This window comes from Pseudomonas sp. SCA2728.1_7 (assembly GCF_018138145.1).
Taxonomy (GTDB): Bacteria; Pseudomonadota; Gammaproteobacteria; order Pseudomonadales; family Pseudomonadaceae; genus Aquipseudomonas; species Aquipseudomonas koreensis_A.
Map to the genome: position 1 here is coordinate 5,775,305 of NZ_CP073104.1, position 14,696 is coordinate 5,790,000.

Sequence of the window (14,696 nt, forward strand, 5' to 3'; positions counted from 1 at the left end):
GACGCGGTCTGACTGAATTGTTACCTGAAGCCTATAACAACAGATTCTCGTGGAGCCTCGCTGATGAAATCCTATGAAGTCAACTTTGACGGTCTAGTGGGGCCGACCCATAACTACGGTGGTCTGTCCTACGGCAACGTTGCCTCCCAGAGCAACAGCCAGCAGTCTTCGAATCCGAAGGAAGCGGCGCTGCAAGGTCTGGCGAAGATGAAAGCGCTGATGGAGATGGGCTTTCAGCAAGGTGTGCTGGCACCGCAGGAACGTCCGGACGTGGCCGCTCTGCGCCGTCTGGGTTTCAGCGGCACTGACGCGCAAGTGATCGAGCGCGCCGCCAAAGAGGCGATGCCGCTGCTGGTCGCCAGTTGCTCGGCGTCGAGCATGTGGGTGGCCAACGCCGCCACGGTCAGCCCGAGTGCCGATACCGCTGATGGCCGCGTGCATTTCACCGCCGCCAACCTCAACTGCAAATACCACCGCAGCATCGAGCACCCGACCACCAGCCGTGTGCTCGGTGCGATGTTCGCCAATCAGCAGCACTTTGCTCATCACGCAGCATTGCCAGCGGTCGCGCAGTTCGGTGACGAAGGCGCGGCCAACCACACGCGTTTCTGCCGTGAGTATGGCGAGGCGGGCGTCGAGTTCTTCGTGTTCGGTCGCAGTGCCTTCGACAACCGATTCCCGGCGCCGCAAAAGTACCCGGCGCGCCAAACCCTCGAAGCGTCGCAAGCGGTAGCGCGTCTGCACGGTTTGCGTGACGAAGGCGTGGTTTACGCCCAGCAAAACCCGAACGTGATCGATCAGGGCGTGTTCCACAACGACGTGATCGCCGTGGGTAATGGTGAGGTGCTGTTCTATCACGAGGACGCCTTCCTCGACACCGAGTCGATGCTGGCTGAGCTGCAAAGCAAGCTGGCCAAAGTCGGCGGCAACTTCCAGTCCGTGTGTGTGCCGCGTTCGGCGGTCACCGTGGATGACGCGGTACGTTCCTACCTGTTCAACAGCCAGTTGCTGTCGCGTCCTGACGGCTCAATGCTGCTGATCGTGCCGCAAGAGTGTCAGGCCAACGAGCGCGTCTGGGCGTATCTGCAAAGTCTGACCAGCTCTGGCGGTCTGATCCGCGAAGTGAAAGTCTTCGATCTCAAGCAAAGCATGCAGAACGGCGGTGGCCCGGCGTGCCTGCGACTGCGCGTCGCGCTTAACGAAACCGAACTGGCGGCGGTCAACCCAGGGGTTATCATGACGCCACCGTTGTACGGTTCGTTGACCGCATGGGTTGAAAAGCACTACCGCGACCGCCTGAGCGAAACCGATCTGGCGGATCCGCAATTGCTGCTTGAATGCCGGACGGCACTGGATGAACTGACGCAAATCCTTAAACTGGGCGCGGTTTATCCATTCCAGATCAATTGATGGCCGGCGCGTCGCCTGAACGCGGCGCGCGGCTTGTCTCCCCAAGAGAGTAAAAACATGAGCGATTCCCTGCAGCTGATCCTTGAAGACACCGACGGCACGCAACAGGAGACTTCCTGCACCCGCGTTGCGGTCATGTGGCAAGGCAAAGAGCTGTGGATCCAGCAGGACGGCCGTGGCCAACTGCTGATCGGCGTGGATGTTGAAGAAGGTGACGCCGAGTACGCCAACCTGCTGCTGCGCCCATTGGCGACTAATCTGGTAAGTCTGCAACTGGAAATGGAACCGGCTGACGTCGGCGACGACGAAGACCACGTGCACGGCCCGGATTGCAACCACGACCACTAAGGAAACCGCTCTATGCTCGCCCTCGGCAAACTGCTTGAACTGACCCTCGCCGGCCGCGAACCGGCGGAGAAGACTCAACTGACTGTCGAAGGCGTGCGCATGCGCTGGTTGAGCGAAGGTGCGCTGGAAGTCCGGCCACCGGAAGCACGCGACAACGGCCTGGACCTGCTGCTGTCGGCGGGCATCCACGGCAACGAAACTGCACCGATCGAGTTGCTTGATCGACTGCTGCACGACATCGCGCGTGGCGATCTGAAGCCGCGCGCACGCATTCTGTTCCTGTTCGGCAACCCGGAAGCGATTCGCAAAGGCGAGCGTTTCGTCGAGCAGGACGTCAATCGGCTGTTCAACGGCCGTCATGAACAAAGCAGTGGCAGCGAAGCGCTGCGTGCCTGTGAGCTGGAGCGGTTGGCGGCGAGCTTCTTCAGCCTGCCGGATCGCCAGCGTCTGCACTACGACCTGCACACCGCTATTCGCGGCTCGAAGATCGAACAGTTCGCGCTGTATCCGTGGAAGGAAGGTCGTCAGCATTCCCGTCTTGAACTGGCACGTCTGCGTGCTGCCGGGATGGAAGCGGTGCTATTGCAGAACAAACCGTCGATCGTGTTCAGCTCGTACACCTACGACAAGCTCGGTGCCGAGGCTTTCACGCTGGAACTGGGCAAGGCGCGGCCGTTCGGGCAGAACGACGGGGTTAACGTCTCGCTGCTGGAAACTCGTCTGAAGCAGATCATCGAAGGCACTGAGCCGGAGATGGCTGAACCACGGCTGGATGGTTTGCAGCTGTTCAGCGTCGCGCGGGAAATCATCAAGCACAGCGATGCCTTTCGTTTGAACCTGCCGCAGGACATCGAAAACTTTTCCGAGTTGGAAGTGGGTTATGTGTTGGCCGAGGATTTGGCCAATACCCGTTGGATCATCGAAGAGCAGGGCGCGCGGATCATCTTCCCCAATCCCAAGGTCAAAAACGGCTTGCGCGCGGGCATCCTGATCGTCCCGACCACCGACGAAAATCTCGCCTGATCCTACGCAAAACCCCTGTAGGAGTGAGCCTGCTCGCGATTGCAATGTATCAGTCACTACATTGGTCGACTGACACTCCGCTATCGCGAGCAGGCTCACTCCTACAGTTTTGGTTCCGTGTTTACACGGCTACAGCATGCGGCTCAGTACGGCGCAGCGCGCGAACCTTGCGCAGCGTATCCGCGCAAGTCCGCGCCGCTTCCTGACCCTTGTGCACAAAGTGCTCGAAGAAGAACTTCTGATGCTCGTCACCGGCATGGAAGTGATGCGGCGTCAGCGACACCGAGAACACCGGCACTTCGGTTTCCAGTTGCACCTGCATCAGGCCGCTGACCACCGACTGGGCGACGAACTCGTGACGGTAGATGCCGCCGTCCACGACCAAGGCTGCGGCGACGATGCCGGCATAGCGACCGGTCTTGGCCAGCAACTTGGCGTGCAGGGGCATTTCAAAGGCGCCGCCGACTTCGAAGATATCGATGTCCGATTCCTGATAACCCAAGGCAATCATTTCAGCGACGAAGCCTTTACGGCTCTGGTCGACGATTTCCTTGTGCCAGCAGGCCTGGATGAACGCGACGCGCTCGCCATGAGGGTGTTTGCTTTTGCTGTCGATAGCGGTGGGTTGCATGTTCTGACTCCTGTTTGTGTGAAAAACAGGGCGTTATGAATCGAAAGGGATTCAAGGGTGCGCACACGCACAACATCGCGCGGACGGCCCTTTGGCGTTAATCCCGTTCTCTCTTCATCCGGACTATGACCGTCGGCCCCGGAATCACACCGGGTCTGCTGACCTTGCCGCCGCGCACAACCAAAGCCGTGTCAGCACCAAGCGCTCGCGGGCTATACGCATTGCGCGCAATTACCGCCGGTGGGGAATTGCACCCCGCCCTGAGAACGTTTTTGCCGCCCTTTCTCGGGCGGCGCAGCGTTTTTAACACATATTTTCCGGCCCTGCACAGAACCTGTGGGAGCGAGCCTGCTCGCGAAAGCAGTGTGTCAGTCAGCAGATGTGTCACTGACAGACTGCTTTCGCGAGCAGGCTCGCTCCCACATGGATGGTGTGTTTTCAAGAAGTAACCTGACCTTTTCGCGCTCAAGGGTTGATTAATCCACGCGATGCCCGCAGTAATTCCACTTCGTAAAGGGATTTCCCCTGCTGACTTGAGGCCAGGTTCATGAGCGTTATCGATCTTCGCAGCGACACCGTCACCCAACCGACTCCGGCCATGCTCGACGCGATGACTGCGGCGGACACCGGCGATGACGTGTACGGCGAAGATCCGACGGTCAATCGCCTGGAAGCCGAATTGGCCCAACGATTGGGTTTTGCCGCCGCTTTGTTTGTGCCGACCGGCACCATGAGCAACCTGCTGGGTTTGATGGCGCATTGCGAGCGCGGCGACGAGTACATCGTTGGCCAGCAGGCGCACACCTACAAGTACGAGGGCGGTGGTGCGGCGGTGCTCGGTTCGATTCAGCCACAGCCGCTGGAAGTGCAGGCTGACGGTTCGCTGGATCTGGATCAGGTCGCGGCAGCGATCAAACCTGACGACTTCCATTTCGCCCGGACTCGTCTGCTGGCGCTGGAAAACACCATGCAAGGCAAAGTGCTGCCACTGGACTATCTGGCTCGGGCCCGCCAATTCACCCAAGACCACGGTCTCCAGTTGCACCTCGACGGCGCGCGTCTTTACAACGCGGCGGTCAAGCTGGGCGTCGATGCACGGGAAATCACTCAGTACTTTGATTCGGTATCGGTGTGCCTGTCCAAAGGTCTTGGCGCGCCGGTCGGCTCGGTGTTGTGCGGTTCGGAGCAACTGATCGGCAAGGCCCGGCGTTTGCGCAAAATGGTCGGTGGCGGCATGCGTCAGGCCGGGTTGTTGGCGGCGGCGGGGCTGTATGCGCTGGATCACAACGTCGAGCGTCTGGCCGACGATCACGCCAATGCGCAATTGCTCGCCGAAGGTCTGCGTGAAGCAGGTTTCATCGTCGAACCCGTGCAAACCAACATGGTTTATGTGCAAATGGGCGACAAAGCCGAAGCGATCAAGGCCTTTGCTGCCGAACGCGGGATCAAGTTGAGCGCCGCCGCACGCCTGCGTATGGTCACGCACATGGACGTCAATCGCTCGCAAATCGAGCAAGTGATCGCGACATTCGTCGAGTTTTCGCGCAAGTGACAGCGTTAGCCGTCCAATTGACCGTTTCTATCGTATAAACACGCTGTACCCCGCGCGCAGGGCCGATATAATGCGGCCCTTTGCCGTCGCTTCGTCTGTTGACGTTTCGAACAGGCCTTTGGCCGCAGCCTCCGTGGAAGAACCTAATGAAAAGCGCAGAAATCCGTGAAGCCTTCCTTCGCTTCTTCGAAGAGCAAGGCCACACCCGTGTAGCCTCCAGCTCTTTGATTCCGGGCAACGACCCAACCCTGCTGTTCACTAACGCGGGGATGAACCAGTTCAAGGACTGCTTCCTGGGCCAGGAAAAACGTGCGTACACCCGTGCGACCAGCAGCCAGAAATGCGTGCGTGCCGGTGGCAAGAACAGCGACCTGGAAAACGTCGGTTATACCGCTCGTCACCACACGTTCTTTGAAATGCTCGGTAACTTCAGCTTCGGCGACTATTTCAAGAAAGACGCGATTACCTACGCGTGGACCTTCTTGACCGGCGTTCTGCAACTGCCGAAGGAAAAACTCTGGGTCACCGTTTACGCCTCCGACGACGAAGCGTATGACATCTGGACCAAACAAATCGGTGTGCCGGTCGAGCGCATGATCCGCATCGGCGACAACAAAGGCGCGCCATACGCCTCTGACAACTTCTGGACCATGGGCGATACCGGCCCGTGCGGCCCATGCACCGAGATTTTCTACGATCACGGCGACCACATCTGGGGCGGCCCACCGGGCTCGCCGGAAGAAGATGGCGACCGTTACATCGAGATCTGGAACAACGTGTTCATGCAGTTCAACCGCACCGCCGATGGCGTGTTGCATCCGTTGCCAGCACCGTCGGTCGACACCGGCATGGGCCTGGAGCGGATCAGTGCGGTGATGCAGCACGTCAACTCCAACTACGACATCGACCTGTTCAAGAACCTGCTGAAGGCCTCGGCTGAAGCCATCGGTTGCGAAAATGGCGATCAGTCTTCGCTCAAGGTTGTTTCCGATCACATCCGTTCGTGCGGTTTCCTGATCGCCGACGGCGTGCTGCCGTCCAACGAAGGTCGCGGCTATGTGCTGCGTCGGATCATCCGTCGCGCCTGCCGTCACGGCAACAAGCTGGGTGCCACCGGCAGCTTCTTCTACAAGATCGTCGCGGCGCTGGTTGCCGAGATGGGCGAAGCCTTCCCGGAACTGAAGAAGCAGCAGAGCAACATCGAGCGCGTGCTCAAGGCTGAAGAAGAGCAGTTCTCCAAGACGCTGGAGCACGGTCTGAAGATCCTCGAGCAGGATCTGCTGGAACTCAAAGGCACCGTGGTGCCGGGCGACGTGGTGTTCAAACTCTACGACACTTACGGTTTCCCGATGGACCTGACCGCCGACATCGCCCGCGAGCGCAGCCTGACTGTCGACGAAGCCGGTTTCGAGCGTGAGATGGAAGCCCAGCGTGTTCGCGCGCGTTCGGCCAGCTCGTTCGGTCTGGACTACAACACCTTGGTCAAGGTTGATGTGGCCACCGAATTCACCGGCTACAAAGACACCAGCGGTTCGGCAAAAATCGTCGCTATCTATAAAGATGGCCAGTCGGTCGACGTCTTGAATGAAGGCGAAGAGGCGGTGATCGTTCTGAATCAGACGCCGTTCTACGCTGAATCCGGCGGCCAGATCGGCGACTGTGGTTATCTGCAGGCTGGCAACGCACGTTTCGACGTACGTGACACCACCAAGACTGGCGGCGCATTCCTGCACCACGGCGTGCTGGATTCGGGCAGCCTGACCATCGGCGCGCCAGTGGAAACCCACGTCGATGCCGAAGTGCGTCACGCGACTTCGCTGAACCACTCGGCCACGCACTTGCTGCACGCTGCGCTGCGTCAGGTATTGGGCGAGCACGTTCAACAGAAAGGTTCGTTGGTCGATAGCCAGCGTCTGCGTTTCGACTTCAGCCACTTTGAAGCGATCAAGCCGGAACAGATCAAAGCACTGGAAGACATCGTCAACGCCGAGATCCGCAAGAACTCCGCCGTTGAAACCGAAGAAACCGACATCGAAACCGCCAAGAACAAAGGCGCCATGGCGCTGTTCGGCGAGAAGTACGGCGACAACGTGCGCGTGCTGAGCATGGGCGGCGATTTCTCCGTCGAGCTGTGCGGCGGTATCCACGCCAACCGTACCGGCGACATCGGCCTGCTGAAAATCATCAGCGAAGGCGGTGTGGCATCGGGCGTACGTCGTATCGAGGCAGTCACTGGTGCGCAAGCACTGGCCTACTTGAACGCGGCAGAAGAACAACTCAAGGAAGCGGCCAGCCTGGTCAAGGGCAGCCGCGACAACCTGATCGACAAGCTGTCAGCTGTGCTGGAGCGCAACCGCCAACTGGAGAAGCAACTCGAGCAGTTGCAAGCCAAGGCGGCCAGCGCTGCGGGCGACGATCTGTCGTCCTCGGCGCTGGACGTCAAAGGCGTGAAGGTTCTGGCCGCACGTCTGGATGGTCAGGACGCCAAGGCGCTGCTGGCGCTGGTTGATCAGTTGAAGAACAAACTCGGTCGCGCAGTGATCCTGCTCGGCAGTGTCCATGAGGAAAAGGTCGTTCTGGTTGCTGGCGTAACCAAAGACCTGACTGGCCAACTCAAAGCCGGTGATTTGATGAAGCAGGCTGCTGCGGCAGTGGGCGGGAAGGGCGGTGGTCGTCCGGACATGGCGCAGGGCGGCGGTATCGACGCCGGCGCGCTGGATGGTGCATTGGCGCTGACCTTTCCATTCGTCGAGCAGGGTTTATAAGACGGCACGGCGGGCCCGCAGTCTAGTGGCGGGCCCGGCGGCTGTTCGAGTGATTATTGGGCGCCCTTCATGGGCAGAGGCGGCTTTGAAATGGCTTTGATCGTACAGAAATTTGGAGGCACCTCGGTCGGTACCGTCGAGAGAATCGAGCAGGTTGCCGACAAGGTGAAGAAATTCCGCGATGCCGGCGATGACCTGGTGGTTGTGCTGTCTGCAATGAGCGGCGAAACCAACCGTCTGATCGATCTGGCCAAGCAAATCAGTGGCGACACTCAACCGGTTCCGCGTGAACTGGACGTGATCGTTTCCACCGGTGAGCAGGTGACGATTGCCCTGTTGGCCATGGCGCTGATCAAGCGCGGTGTGCCGGCGGTGTCGTACACCGGTAACCAGGTGCGGATCCTGACCGACAGTGCGCACAACAAAGCGCGTATCTTGCAGATTGATGACCAGAAGATTCGTGGTGATCTGAAAGCGGGTCGCGTGGTGGTTGTCGCCGGTTTCCAGGGCGTCGACGAGCACGGCAACATCACCACCCTCGGTCGTGGCGGTTCCGACACCACCGGTGTGGCACTGGCTGCCGCGTTGAAGGCTGACGAGTGCCAGATCTACACCGACGTTGATGGTGTTTACACCACTGACCCGCGTGTCGTGCCAGTCGCTCAGCGTCTGGACAAGATCACCTTTGAAGAGATGCTGGAAATGGCCAGCCTCGGTTCCAAGGTGTTGCAGAATCCGTGCGGTGGAATTCGCCGGCAAGTACAACGTTCCGCTGCGCGTACTGCACAGCTTCAAGGAGGGTCCGGGCACCCTCATTACTATTGATGAAGAGGAAACCATGGAACAGCCGATCATTTCCGGCATCGCTTTCAACCGCGATGAAGCCAAGCTGACCATCCGTGGCGTGCCAGACACCCCGGGCGTGGCGTTCAAGATTCTCGGCCCGATCAGTGCCGCGAACATCGAAGTCGACATGATCGTGCAGAACGTTGCGCACGATAACACCACCGACTTCACCTTCACCGTACACCGCAACGACTACCAGGCCGCACAGACCGTGCTGGAAAACACCGCTCGCGAGATCGGTGCCCGTGAAGTGGTTGGCGACACCAAGATTGCCAAGGTCTCGATCGTCGGCGTCGGCATGCGTTCCCACGCAGGCGTGGCCAGCCGCATGTTCGAATCCCTGGCAAAAGAAAGCATCAACATCCAGATGATCTCGACTTCGGAAATCAAGGTTTCCGTGGTGATTGAAGAGAAGTACCTGGAATTGGCCGTGCGCGCCCTGCACACGGCTTTCGAACTGGATGCTCCGGCCCGTCAAGGCGAGTAATTCCGTTTCTTGAAGGGCGCGGTCTGACCGCGCCCTTTATTTTTTGAATGGCGCGAGCCCTGAACTGTTCTTTTGCTCGCGCTGGTCAATACTCAGGCATGTAGGGCTACGATCGCTCCGGTTGTAGGTCGGGTGCCTTTTTTTTGCAGACTGTTGTCCCTGAACTGAATTGCGTGAGGAGAAAGGTATGCTGATTCTGACTCGTCGGTGCGCAGAAAGCCTGATTATCGGTGATGGCGAAATCACCGTGACCGTGCTCGGCGTTAAAGGAAACCAAGTGCGTATCGGCGTCAACGCCCCGAAAGAGGTTGCCGTGCACCGTGAGGAAATTTACCTGCGTATAAAGAAAGAGAAGGACGAAGAACCAAGCCATTAATTTTTATCGATTTTTATGTTTGCAAACGGGGAAAAGGTTGGTTAAGATACGCCCCGTGTTGCGGAGAGCTGGCCGAGTGGCCGAAGGCGCTCCCCTGCTAAGGGAGTACACCTCACAAGGGTGTCGGGGGTTCGAATCCCCCGTTCTCCGCCATTATTTGCTTAGTACGTCGTAATCTGGCTTTTTCTGTAAGTTGTTGAAATTTATAGAAAAAGTGGTTGGAATAGAGATTAGACGGGCTATAATGCGGCGCAACAAATGCACTCGTAGCTCAGCTGGATAGAGTACTCGGCTACGAACCGAGCGGTCACAGGTTCGAATCCTGTCGAGTGCACCATTTAAGAGTCAGTTACAGCAATGTAAATGACTTGGCTTCAACCAGATGTGATCTGGTCTAAAAACACAAATGCACTCGTAGCTCAGCTGGATAGAGTACTCGGCTACGAACCGAGCGGTCACAGGTTCGAATCCTGTCGAGTGCACCATTTAAGAGTTAGTTGCAGCAATGTGAATAACTTGGTTTCAGCCAGTTGTGGTCTGGTCTAAAAACACAAATGCACTCGTAGCTCAGCTGGATAGAGTACTCGGCTACGAACCGAGCGGTCACAGGTTCGAATCCTGTCGAGTGCACCATATACCGAAAAGCCCGCGTTTAACGCGGGCTTTTTGCTGTTCGCGATTTGGCTTTTGCCTTCACGCATCCTCTCTCGTCAAAATCTATTTGAGCACTCCTGCCTCGCTTGAGGTCGTATCGATAGCTCGTCGTCGATGTTCGAATATTCACTTTGTCCGGTTTGCCTAGCGCACTTTCGACATCTTGCTGACTCATGCCGGCAATCACGCGTTGATTGATGATCGCGGCGCGACGTTGTCTCGCGTCGATCAGGTTTCCGCATTTGTCTTCAGTGTGGCCAACAATGCCTGGTTCTCTATTTCGCGTTGTCATGCCTGATGTTTCTTCATGGTTGTGTTCCGGCATCACTGCCACAACCGATCCGGGTAAGTAGGGGTGGACTTCCTGTGCTGAGCGCTGCTCGCCTTGTGCGCAGCTCATCGAGGTGAACGTGATGCTGCCGTCAGCGGCTTCGCAGCGATGGAGGGTGAGGGCGGCCCCGGTGGGTGGCAGGCAGAGCAGGCTGGTGAGTACGAGGTGGGATGGTTTCAATGGCATTCGGCGTCCTCCATGACGATCTACGCTCAAGGGTAGTCGCTACATTTTCAAGTGCTGGTGTGTTTTCTTTTCAGGATGAGTCGTCGCATTTGCAGGGATCAGGACAGCGCTCAGGTTTGTTTCGCAAGCGCTTGTTTCGACCGCGATTTTTTAACGTTTTAAACCGTCAGGCGGTGTATCATTGCGCCCGTCAGCCCCGCCGGGGCTTATGGAAAACCTCCATGGACTTACCCAGTAGTTACTCAGTAAATAGTTTCACCAATCATGAATTGACTGATTGATCCTTCCGGCGTGCCCCGCTGCTGGGAGTGGAGTTCGCCTATGTCTGAAATCGAAGTAAAGAAAACACAAGAAAGCCTGCAGGATCGCCTGGCTCAGGTCGTCGAACTGCTGCAGCGTCAGCGGGTCGTCGAAGACCTGACTCACCGCCAGGAAGGCGCGCATCACGATCGCGTCGAAAACCTGGTTCACCGACAAAACCTCGTCGAGCTGCAACGCAAGCTCGATGATCTGCACTCCGCTGACGTTGCCTACATCCTTGAAGCCCTGCCGCTGGACGATCGTCTGACGCTCTGGCAATTGGTCAAGGCTGATCGCGACGGCGATATCCTTCTCGAAGTATCCGACTCCGTTCGTGAAACGCTGATCGCCGACATGGACGATCACGAGCTCTTGGCTGCGGCCAAGGACATGGACGCCGACGAACTTGCTGACCTGGCTTCCGAGCTGCCGCGAGACGTCGTCCATGAGCTGATGGAGAGTCTGGATAACCAGCAACGTGAACGCGTACGGTCGGCCCTGTCTTACGACGAGGAGCAGGTCGGTGCGTTGATGGACTTCGAGATGGTCACCATCCGTGAGGATGTCAGCCTCGAAGTGGTTCTGCGTTATCTGCGTCGACTCAAAGAGCTGCCGGGTCATACCGACAAGCTGTTCGTCGTCGACTACGACGGTGTGCTCAAGGGTGTGCTGCCGATCAAGCGTCTGCTGGTCAATGACCCGGACAAGCAGGTTGCCGAAGTGATGGCCAGCGATCCGGTGAGTTTCCATCCGGACGAAGACGCTTACGACGCCGCGCAGGCGTTCGAGCGTTACGACTTGATCTCGGCCCCTGTAGTCGACAAGAACGGCAAGTTGATCGGCCGTCTGACCATTGATGAAATGGTTGACCTGATTCGTGAAGAGAGTGAGAGCGAAGTTCTCAACATGGCCGGTCTGCGTGAAGAGGAAGACATCTTCGCCTCCGTCTGGAAGTCTTTACGCAACCGTTGGGCATGGCTGGCGGTCAACCTGATCACTGCGTTTGTCGCCTCTCGAGTGATCGGTCTGTTCGAAGGCTCGATCGAGAAGCTGGTAGCGCTTGCAGCGCTCATGCCGATCGTGGCGGGTATCGGCGGCAATTCCGGTAATCAGACGATCACCATGATTGTTCGCGCCATGGCGCTCGATCAGGTCAGCACTGGCAATACCTCGCGTCTGATGCGCAAGGAGTTGGCGGTGGGCTTGATTAATGGCTTGGTCTGGGGCGGTGTGATCGGCGTCGTTGCTTATCTGCTCTACGGCAGTTGGTCGTTGGGCGTGGTAATGACGGCAGCGATGACGCTGAATCTGTTGCTGGCTGCGTTGATGGGAGTGTTGATCCCTATGACCCTAGCGAAGATGGGGCGAGATCCGGCGATGGGGGCGAGCGTGATGATCACTGCGATGACGGACAGTGGTGGTTTCTTCATCTTCCTGGGGTTGGCGACAATCTTCCTGCTCTGATCGGTATTAGCGAAACTGCCCGCCAATTGGCGGGCTTTTTTGTGGCTGCGAAAACTCAAATTCCGCGCAAAAAAAAGCCAGCAGTTAAGCTGGCTTGAGATGTTCGGTATGGCTCAGGACGCGTCTGCTGCCATTTCGGCGTCATGGGCAATCAAGGACACCAAAGCGTTTTGCTGACGATGAGATAGCTGGCGGAAACGTTGCAACAGCTCGCGCTCGTGCAACGACAGCTCCGGGCTGTCCAGGCGCATGCTCAGCTCTTCGCCCAGTGCGCCTTCCTGAATAAGACTCTGCTCAAGGCGCGCAATGATCTCGGAGTTCATGCTGCGATGATGATTGCGAGCCACCTCGGCAATGCGTTCACGCATTCCGTCTGGCAGACGTACGACAAACTTGTCAGCCGTACGGCTGGAATAAATTGCCTGTTTCAATGGGCGCATATATTTAACCGGTTAGTTCAGGGGAGCGGTTCTCGGGATTGGCCGCAGGATGTGTGGTAGGACAAGCATCCGCGCCAAATGGTTCAACCTGAATTGTTAAGAGGCCCGCATCATGCCTCAAAATTGCCAGATCATTGGCGTCAATTCTGTGACAAATATTGAGCTGGGTAAAGGCGTAATGCCAGCACCAATTATCAGAAATGCGGACTGGTTTGAAAACTTCGCCTCTGTCCGCATCCTTGCCCGCTTCCTGCTGCATATGAATTGATGTCCGAAGGCATCAGAGCGTGCATTCTATGCGGGTTCTGCATCCTTGTTCCTTACCTTTACAGGATAGTGGCAAATTGCCGATTTACTAGTGGCAGGCACCCGCTGGAGGGCGTTTTCAGGATGGATGGCAAGCTAATTTATTTGATGGGGCCTTCCGGTTCAGGCAAGGACAGTTTGATTGAGGCAGCTCGGCAGCCATTACGCGCTTTGAATTGCCATGTGATGCGCCGGGTGATCACACGATCTGCCGAATCGGTAGGGGAGGATGCTATTGGTGTAACACCGGAAGAGTTCGAACGTCGTGAGCATGCTGGCAATTTCTCGCTGGCCTGGCGTGCCAATGGTCTTGCCTACGGGATTCCGGTGGAAATGGATCAGCGCCTAAGCGATGGGCAGCATGTGCTGGTCAATGGCTCTAGGGCCAATCTGCGTCAGGCAATTGAATGCTATCCAGCGTTGCTGCCGGTTTTGCTGACGGTCAGGGATGAAGTACTGCGAGAGCGTCTGCTCAAGCGTGGTAGGGAAACGCTTGAGCAAATTGATGCAAGACTGGCTCGCAATGCGTTGTTCAAGGATAGGAGATCAAGTGATGGGCCAGTACATATTGTCGACAATTCCGGAGATCTGGCGGACGCCGTCAATGATCTCTTGCGTCTGATCCGGCTCAGCGTAAAACCGGATCAAATTTGATCTTTCGTCCTGCTGCCAGTGCCAGCACAAATAGCACGGCAAAAACGGCGCAGCCAATCAGGGGCAGGGTGATTTCAGCGCCTTCGAACAGCGATAAATGCGCAACGCCACTCAAAAGGGCGAGGATCAGAAATCCCGCAGCTGACTTGGACATGTTGTACTCCTGAAGATATTTCAAAAAACCAGATGTTCGGAGGTCAGTGCTGGTCGCACTTGCTCAGAGTTACTGACGGCCAGCGGTGTTGATGTGCCCTGATCGCTCAGTACTGCCAGTTGGGGGGCTTTTTGTACCTGCAAGTAATGCGGCATACGCTGGGCCAATGGCTCCGGCGAGTCGCTTGCGGGGATAAAATGGAAGCTCACCAAAACCGCCAGAGCAATTGCGTTTGCAAGCAAAAGGGTGCTGTTCATGGGCGTAGCTCCGAATGTTCTTCTATTGAACAGACAAAGCAGCCGTCGTGCCAACAGTCTAACCTCTGTTAAGTCCTTTAAAAACAAGCATTTGAGCAAGTTTTTCGGATTGTGCAGGTTGCAATCTGCACTGATGGCTTTTAAGCCTGCGTGCAAAATGCACGGTAATTTTTCCCGCAGCATCACAGGGCGCCTGCCTACACTTAAAAAGCCCTACGGACGACATGACAAATCGGGGTTCGGTGGTTAACATGCACGCCGTCCGTCATGCAGCGTCTGCTGCGACGAAACGTGTGTCTCAGTAGCTCAATTGGATAGAGCATCCCCCTCCTAAGGGGAAGGTTGGCAGTTCGAACCTGCCCTGGGACACCATCTACTATAGAAACTCCTCTCCCTTGCTGTTCGCTAACCCAATGCTCAAGGCTCTGGCTTTGTCATGGGCCAAGGGGGCTTGCCTGCGCTTGCTGCTAGAGGGGCTGTCTCCTTGATTTTGAATCAGGCGTGCGTAAGCG

Annotated in this window: 14 protein-coding genes, 5 tRNA genes, 1 pseudogene and 1 riboswitch; of the genes and pseudogenes, 14 read left to right on the forward strand and 6 right to left on the reverse strand. The window is 57.2% G+C overall.

The features are described 5' to 3' along the window. Positions 1–63 precede the first annotated feature (63 nt). The 3 genes from astB to astE are packed head-to-tail and all read left to right on the forward strand — an operon-like array spanning position 64 to position 2,781. Positions 64–1,410 carry an N-succinylarginine dihydrolase gene (gene astB, locus KBP52_RS25810; protein ID WP_016983957.1) on the forward strand — a complete coding sequence of 449 codons (1,347 nt, stop codon included), beginning with the start codon at positions 64–66 and terminating at the stop codon, positions 1,408–1,410. A gap of 57 nt (positions 1,411–1,467) precedes the next feature. Beyond that, complete coding sequence (locus KBP52_RS25815; protein ID WP_077574188.1) at positions 1,468–1,758, forward strand: topoisomerase II; 291 nt, start codon at positions 1,468–1,470, stop codon at positions 1,756–1,758. Between the two features lie 12 nt (positions 1,759–1,770). After that, on the forward strand, positions 1,771–2,781 hold the full coding sequence (gene astE / locus KBP52_RS25820) for a succinylglutamate desuccinylase (protein ID WP_212621264.1): 1,011 nt from the start codon (positions 1,771–1,773) through the stop codon (positions 2,779–2,781). Positions 2,782–2,902: 121 nt separating this feature from the next. Here the strand turns inward: astE and KBP52_RS25825 are convergent, their stop codons facing one another. After that, complete coding sequence (locus KBP52_RS25825) at positions 2,903–3,412, reverse strand: 6,7-dimethyl-8-ribityllumazine synthase (protein WP_007919335.1); 510 nt, start codon at positions 3,410–3,412, stop codon at positions 2,903–2,905. Positions 3,413–3,513: 101 nt separating this feature from the next. Beyond that, positions 3,514–3,684, reverse strand: a riboswitch (FMN riboswitch). A gap of 275 nt (positions 3,685–3,959) precedes the next feature. On the opposite strand from KBP52_RS25825, the gene ltaE reads away from it, so the two are divergent. From ltaE to KBP52_RS25865, 8 genes and pseudogenes are all read left to right on the forward strand, one after another. Then, the gene (ltaE, locus tag KBP52_RS25830; RefSeq protein WP_212621265.1) at positions 3,960–4,964 is read left to right on the forward strand and encodes a low-specificity L-threonine aldolase; all 1,005 of its coding nucleotides are present in this window, start codon (positions 3,960–3,962) and stop codon (positions 4,962–4,964) included. A 146-nt stretch (positions 4,965–5,110) separates the two neighbouring features. Next, complete coding sequence (gene alaS, locus KBP52_RS25835; protein ID WP_212621266.1) at positions 5,111–7,729, forward strand: alanine--tRNA ligase; 2,619 nt, start codon at positions 5,111–5,113, stop codon at positions 7,727–7,729. Positions 7,730–7,819: 90 nt separating this feature from the next. Further along, positions 7,820–9,062, forward strand: a pseudogene (locus KBP52_RS25840) (aspartate kinase). Between the two features lie 187 nt (positions 9,063–9,249). After that, a complete protein-coding gene (gene csrA, locus KBP52_RS25845) occupies positions 9,250–9,438 on the forward strand; it encodes a carbon storage regulator CsrA (protein WP_002554426.1) in 189 nt (62 codons plus the stop codon). Between the two features lie 62 nt (positions 9,439–9,500). Continuing rightward, positions 9,501–9,591 (forward strand) — tRNA-Ser (locus tag KBP52_RS25850). A gap of 107 nt (positions 9,592–9,698) precedes the next feature. Beyond that, a tRNA-Arg gene (locus tag KBP52_RS25855) sits at positions 9,699–9,775 on the forward strand. A gap of 71 nt (positions 9,776–9,846) precedes the next feature. Beyond that, a tRNA-Arg gene (locus KBP52_RS25860) sits at positions 9,847–9,923 on the forward strand. Positions 9,924–9,994: 71 nt separating this feature from the next. Continuing rightward, positions 9,995–10,071 (forward strand) — tRNA-Arg (locus tag KBP52_RS25865). A gap of 19 nt (positions 10,072–10,090) precedes the next feature. Here KBP52_RS25865 and KBP52_RS25870 read toward each other — a convergent pair. After that, positions 10,091–10,609 carry a cell envelope protein SmpA gene (locus KBP52_RS25870; protein ID WP_212621267.1) on the reverse strand — a complete coding sequence of 173 codons (519 nt, stop codon included), beginning with the start codon at positions 10,607–10,609 and terminating at the stop codon, positions 10,091–10,093. A gap of 321 nt (positions 10,610–10,930) precedes the next feature. On the opposite strand from KBP52_RS25870, the gene mgtE reads away from it, so the two are divergent. Further along, the gene (gene mgtE / locus KBP52_RS25875) at positions 10,931–12,373 is read left to right on the forward strand and encodes a magnesium transporter (RefSeq protein ID WP_034153320.1); all 1,443 of its coding nucleotides are present in this window, start codon (positions 10,931–10,933) and stop codon (positions 12,371–12,373) included. 113 nt (positions 12,374–12,486) lie between these two features. On the opposite strand, the gene KBP52_RS25880 is transcribed toward mgtE, so the two are convergent. Both KBP52_RS25880 and KBP52_RS25885 read right to left on the reverse strand, forming a co-directional pair. Further along, positions 12,487–12,813 (reverse strand): Arc family DNA-binding protein, encoded by a 327-nt coding sequence (locus tag KBP52_RS25880; RefSeq protein WP_003178899.1) that lies wholly within the window; start codon positions 12,811–12,813, stop codon positions 12,487–12,489. A 4-nt stretch (positions 12,814–12,817) separates the two neighbouring features. Beyond that, positions 12,818–13,072, reverse strand: coding sequence for a hypothetical protein (locus tag KBP52_RS25885; protein ID WP_212621268.1), 255 nt, complete (start codon positions 13,070–13,072; stop codon positions 12,818–12,820). Positions 13,073–13,203: 131 nt separating this feature from the next. Between KBP52_RS25885 and phnN the strand changes: the two genes are divergently transcribed. Next, positions 13,204–13,773, forward strand: coding sequence for a phosphonate metabolism protein/1,5-bisphosphokinase (PRPP-forming) PhnN (gene phnN, locus KBP52_RS25890; protein WP_212621269.1), 570 nt, complete (start codon positions 13,204–13,206; stop codon positions 13,771–13,773). On the opposite strand, the gene KBP52_RS25895 is transcribed toward phnN, so the two are convergent. After that, positions 13,748–13,927, reverse strand: coding sequence for a PA3371 family protein (locus KBP52_RS25895; RefSeq protein ID WP_077574181.1), 180 nt, complete (start codon positions 13,925–13,927; stop codon positions 13,748–13,750). The genes phnN and KBP52_RS25895 overlap by 26 nt on opposite strands. 20 nt (positions 13,928–13,947) lie before the next feature. Next, positions 13,948–14,184 (reverse strand): hypothetical protein, encoded by a 237-nt coding sequence (locus KBP52_RS25900; RefSeq protein ID WP_137218949.1) that lies wholly within the window; start codon positions 14,182–14,184, stop codon positions 13,948–13,950. A gap of 295 nt (positions 14,185–14,479) precedes the next feature. Here KBP52_RS25900 and KBP52_RS25905 point away from each other — a divergent pair. Further along, positions 14,480–14,556, forward strand: a tRNA-Arg gene (locus KBP52_RS25905). Positions 14,557–14,696: the final 140 nt, after the last annotated feature.

What these genes read in the sequence shown, in the direction of transcription:
- astB (WP_016983957.1), top strand. Translation starts at nt 64, where the DNA reads ATGAAATCCTATGAAGTCAACTTTGACGGTCTAGTGGGGCCGACCCAT.
- KBP52_RS25815 (WP_077574188.1), top strand. Translation starts at nt 1,468, where the DNA reads ATGAGCGATTCCCTGCAGCTGATCCTTGAAGACACCGACGGCACGCAA.
- astE (WP_212621264.1), top strand. Translation starts at nt 1,771, where the DNA reads ATGCTCGCCCTCGGCAAACTGCTTGAACTGACCCTCGCCGGCCGCGAA.
- KBP52_RS25825 (WP_007919335.1), bottom strand. Translation starts at nt 3,412, where the DNA reads ATGCAACCCACCGCTATCGACAGCAAAAGCAAACACCCTCATGGCGAG.
- ltaE (WP_212621265.1), top strand. Translation starts at nt 3,960, where the DNA reads ATGAGCGTTATCGATCTTCGCAGCGACACCGTCACCCAACCGACTCCG.
- alaS (WP_212621266.1), top strand. Translation starts at nt 5,111, where the DNA reads ATGAAAAGCGCAGAAATCCGTGAAGCCTTCCTTCGCTTCTTCGAAGAG.
- csrA (WP_002554426.1), top strand. Translation starts at nt 9,250, where the DNA reads ATGCTGATTCTGACTCGTCGGTGCGCAGAAAGCCTGATTATCGGTGAT.
- KBP52_RS25870 (WP_212621267.1), bottom strand. Translation starts at nt 10,609, where the DNA reads ATGCCATTGAAACCATCCCACCTCGTACTCACCAGCCTGCTCTGCCTG.
- mgtE (WP_034153320.1), top strand. Translation starts at nt 10,931, where the DNA reads ATGTCTGAAATCGAAGTAAAGAAAACACAAGAAAGCCTGCAGGATCGC.
- KBP52_RS25880 (WP_003178899.1), bottom strand. Translation starts at nt 12,813, where the DNA reads ATGCGCCCATTGAAACAGGCAATTTATTCCAGCCGTACGGCTGACAAG.
- KBP52_RS25885 (WP_212621268.1), bottom strand. Translation starts at nt 13,072, where the DNA reads ATGCAGCAGGAAGCGGGCAAGGATGCGGACAGAGGCGAAGTTTTCAAA.
- phnN (WP_212621269.1), top strand. Translation starts at nt 13,204, where the DNA reads ATGGATGGCAAGCTAATTTATTTGATGGGGCCTTCCGGTTCAGGCAAG.
- KBP52_RS25895 (WP_077574181.1), bottom strand. Translation starts at nt 13,927, where the DNA reads ATGTCCAAGTCAGCTGCGGGATTTCTGATCCTCGCCCTTTTGAGTGGC.
- KBP52_RS25900 (WP_137218949.1), bottom strand. Translation starts at nt 14,184, where the DNA reads ATGAACAGCACCCTTTTGCTTGCAAACGCAATTGCTCTGGCGGTTTTG.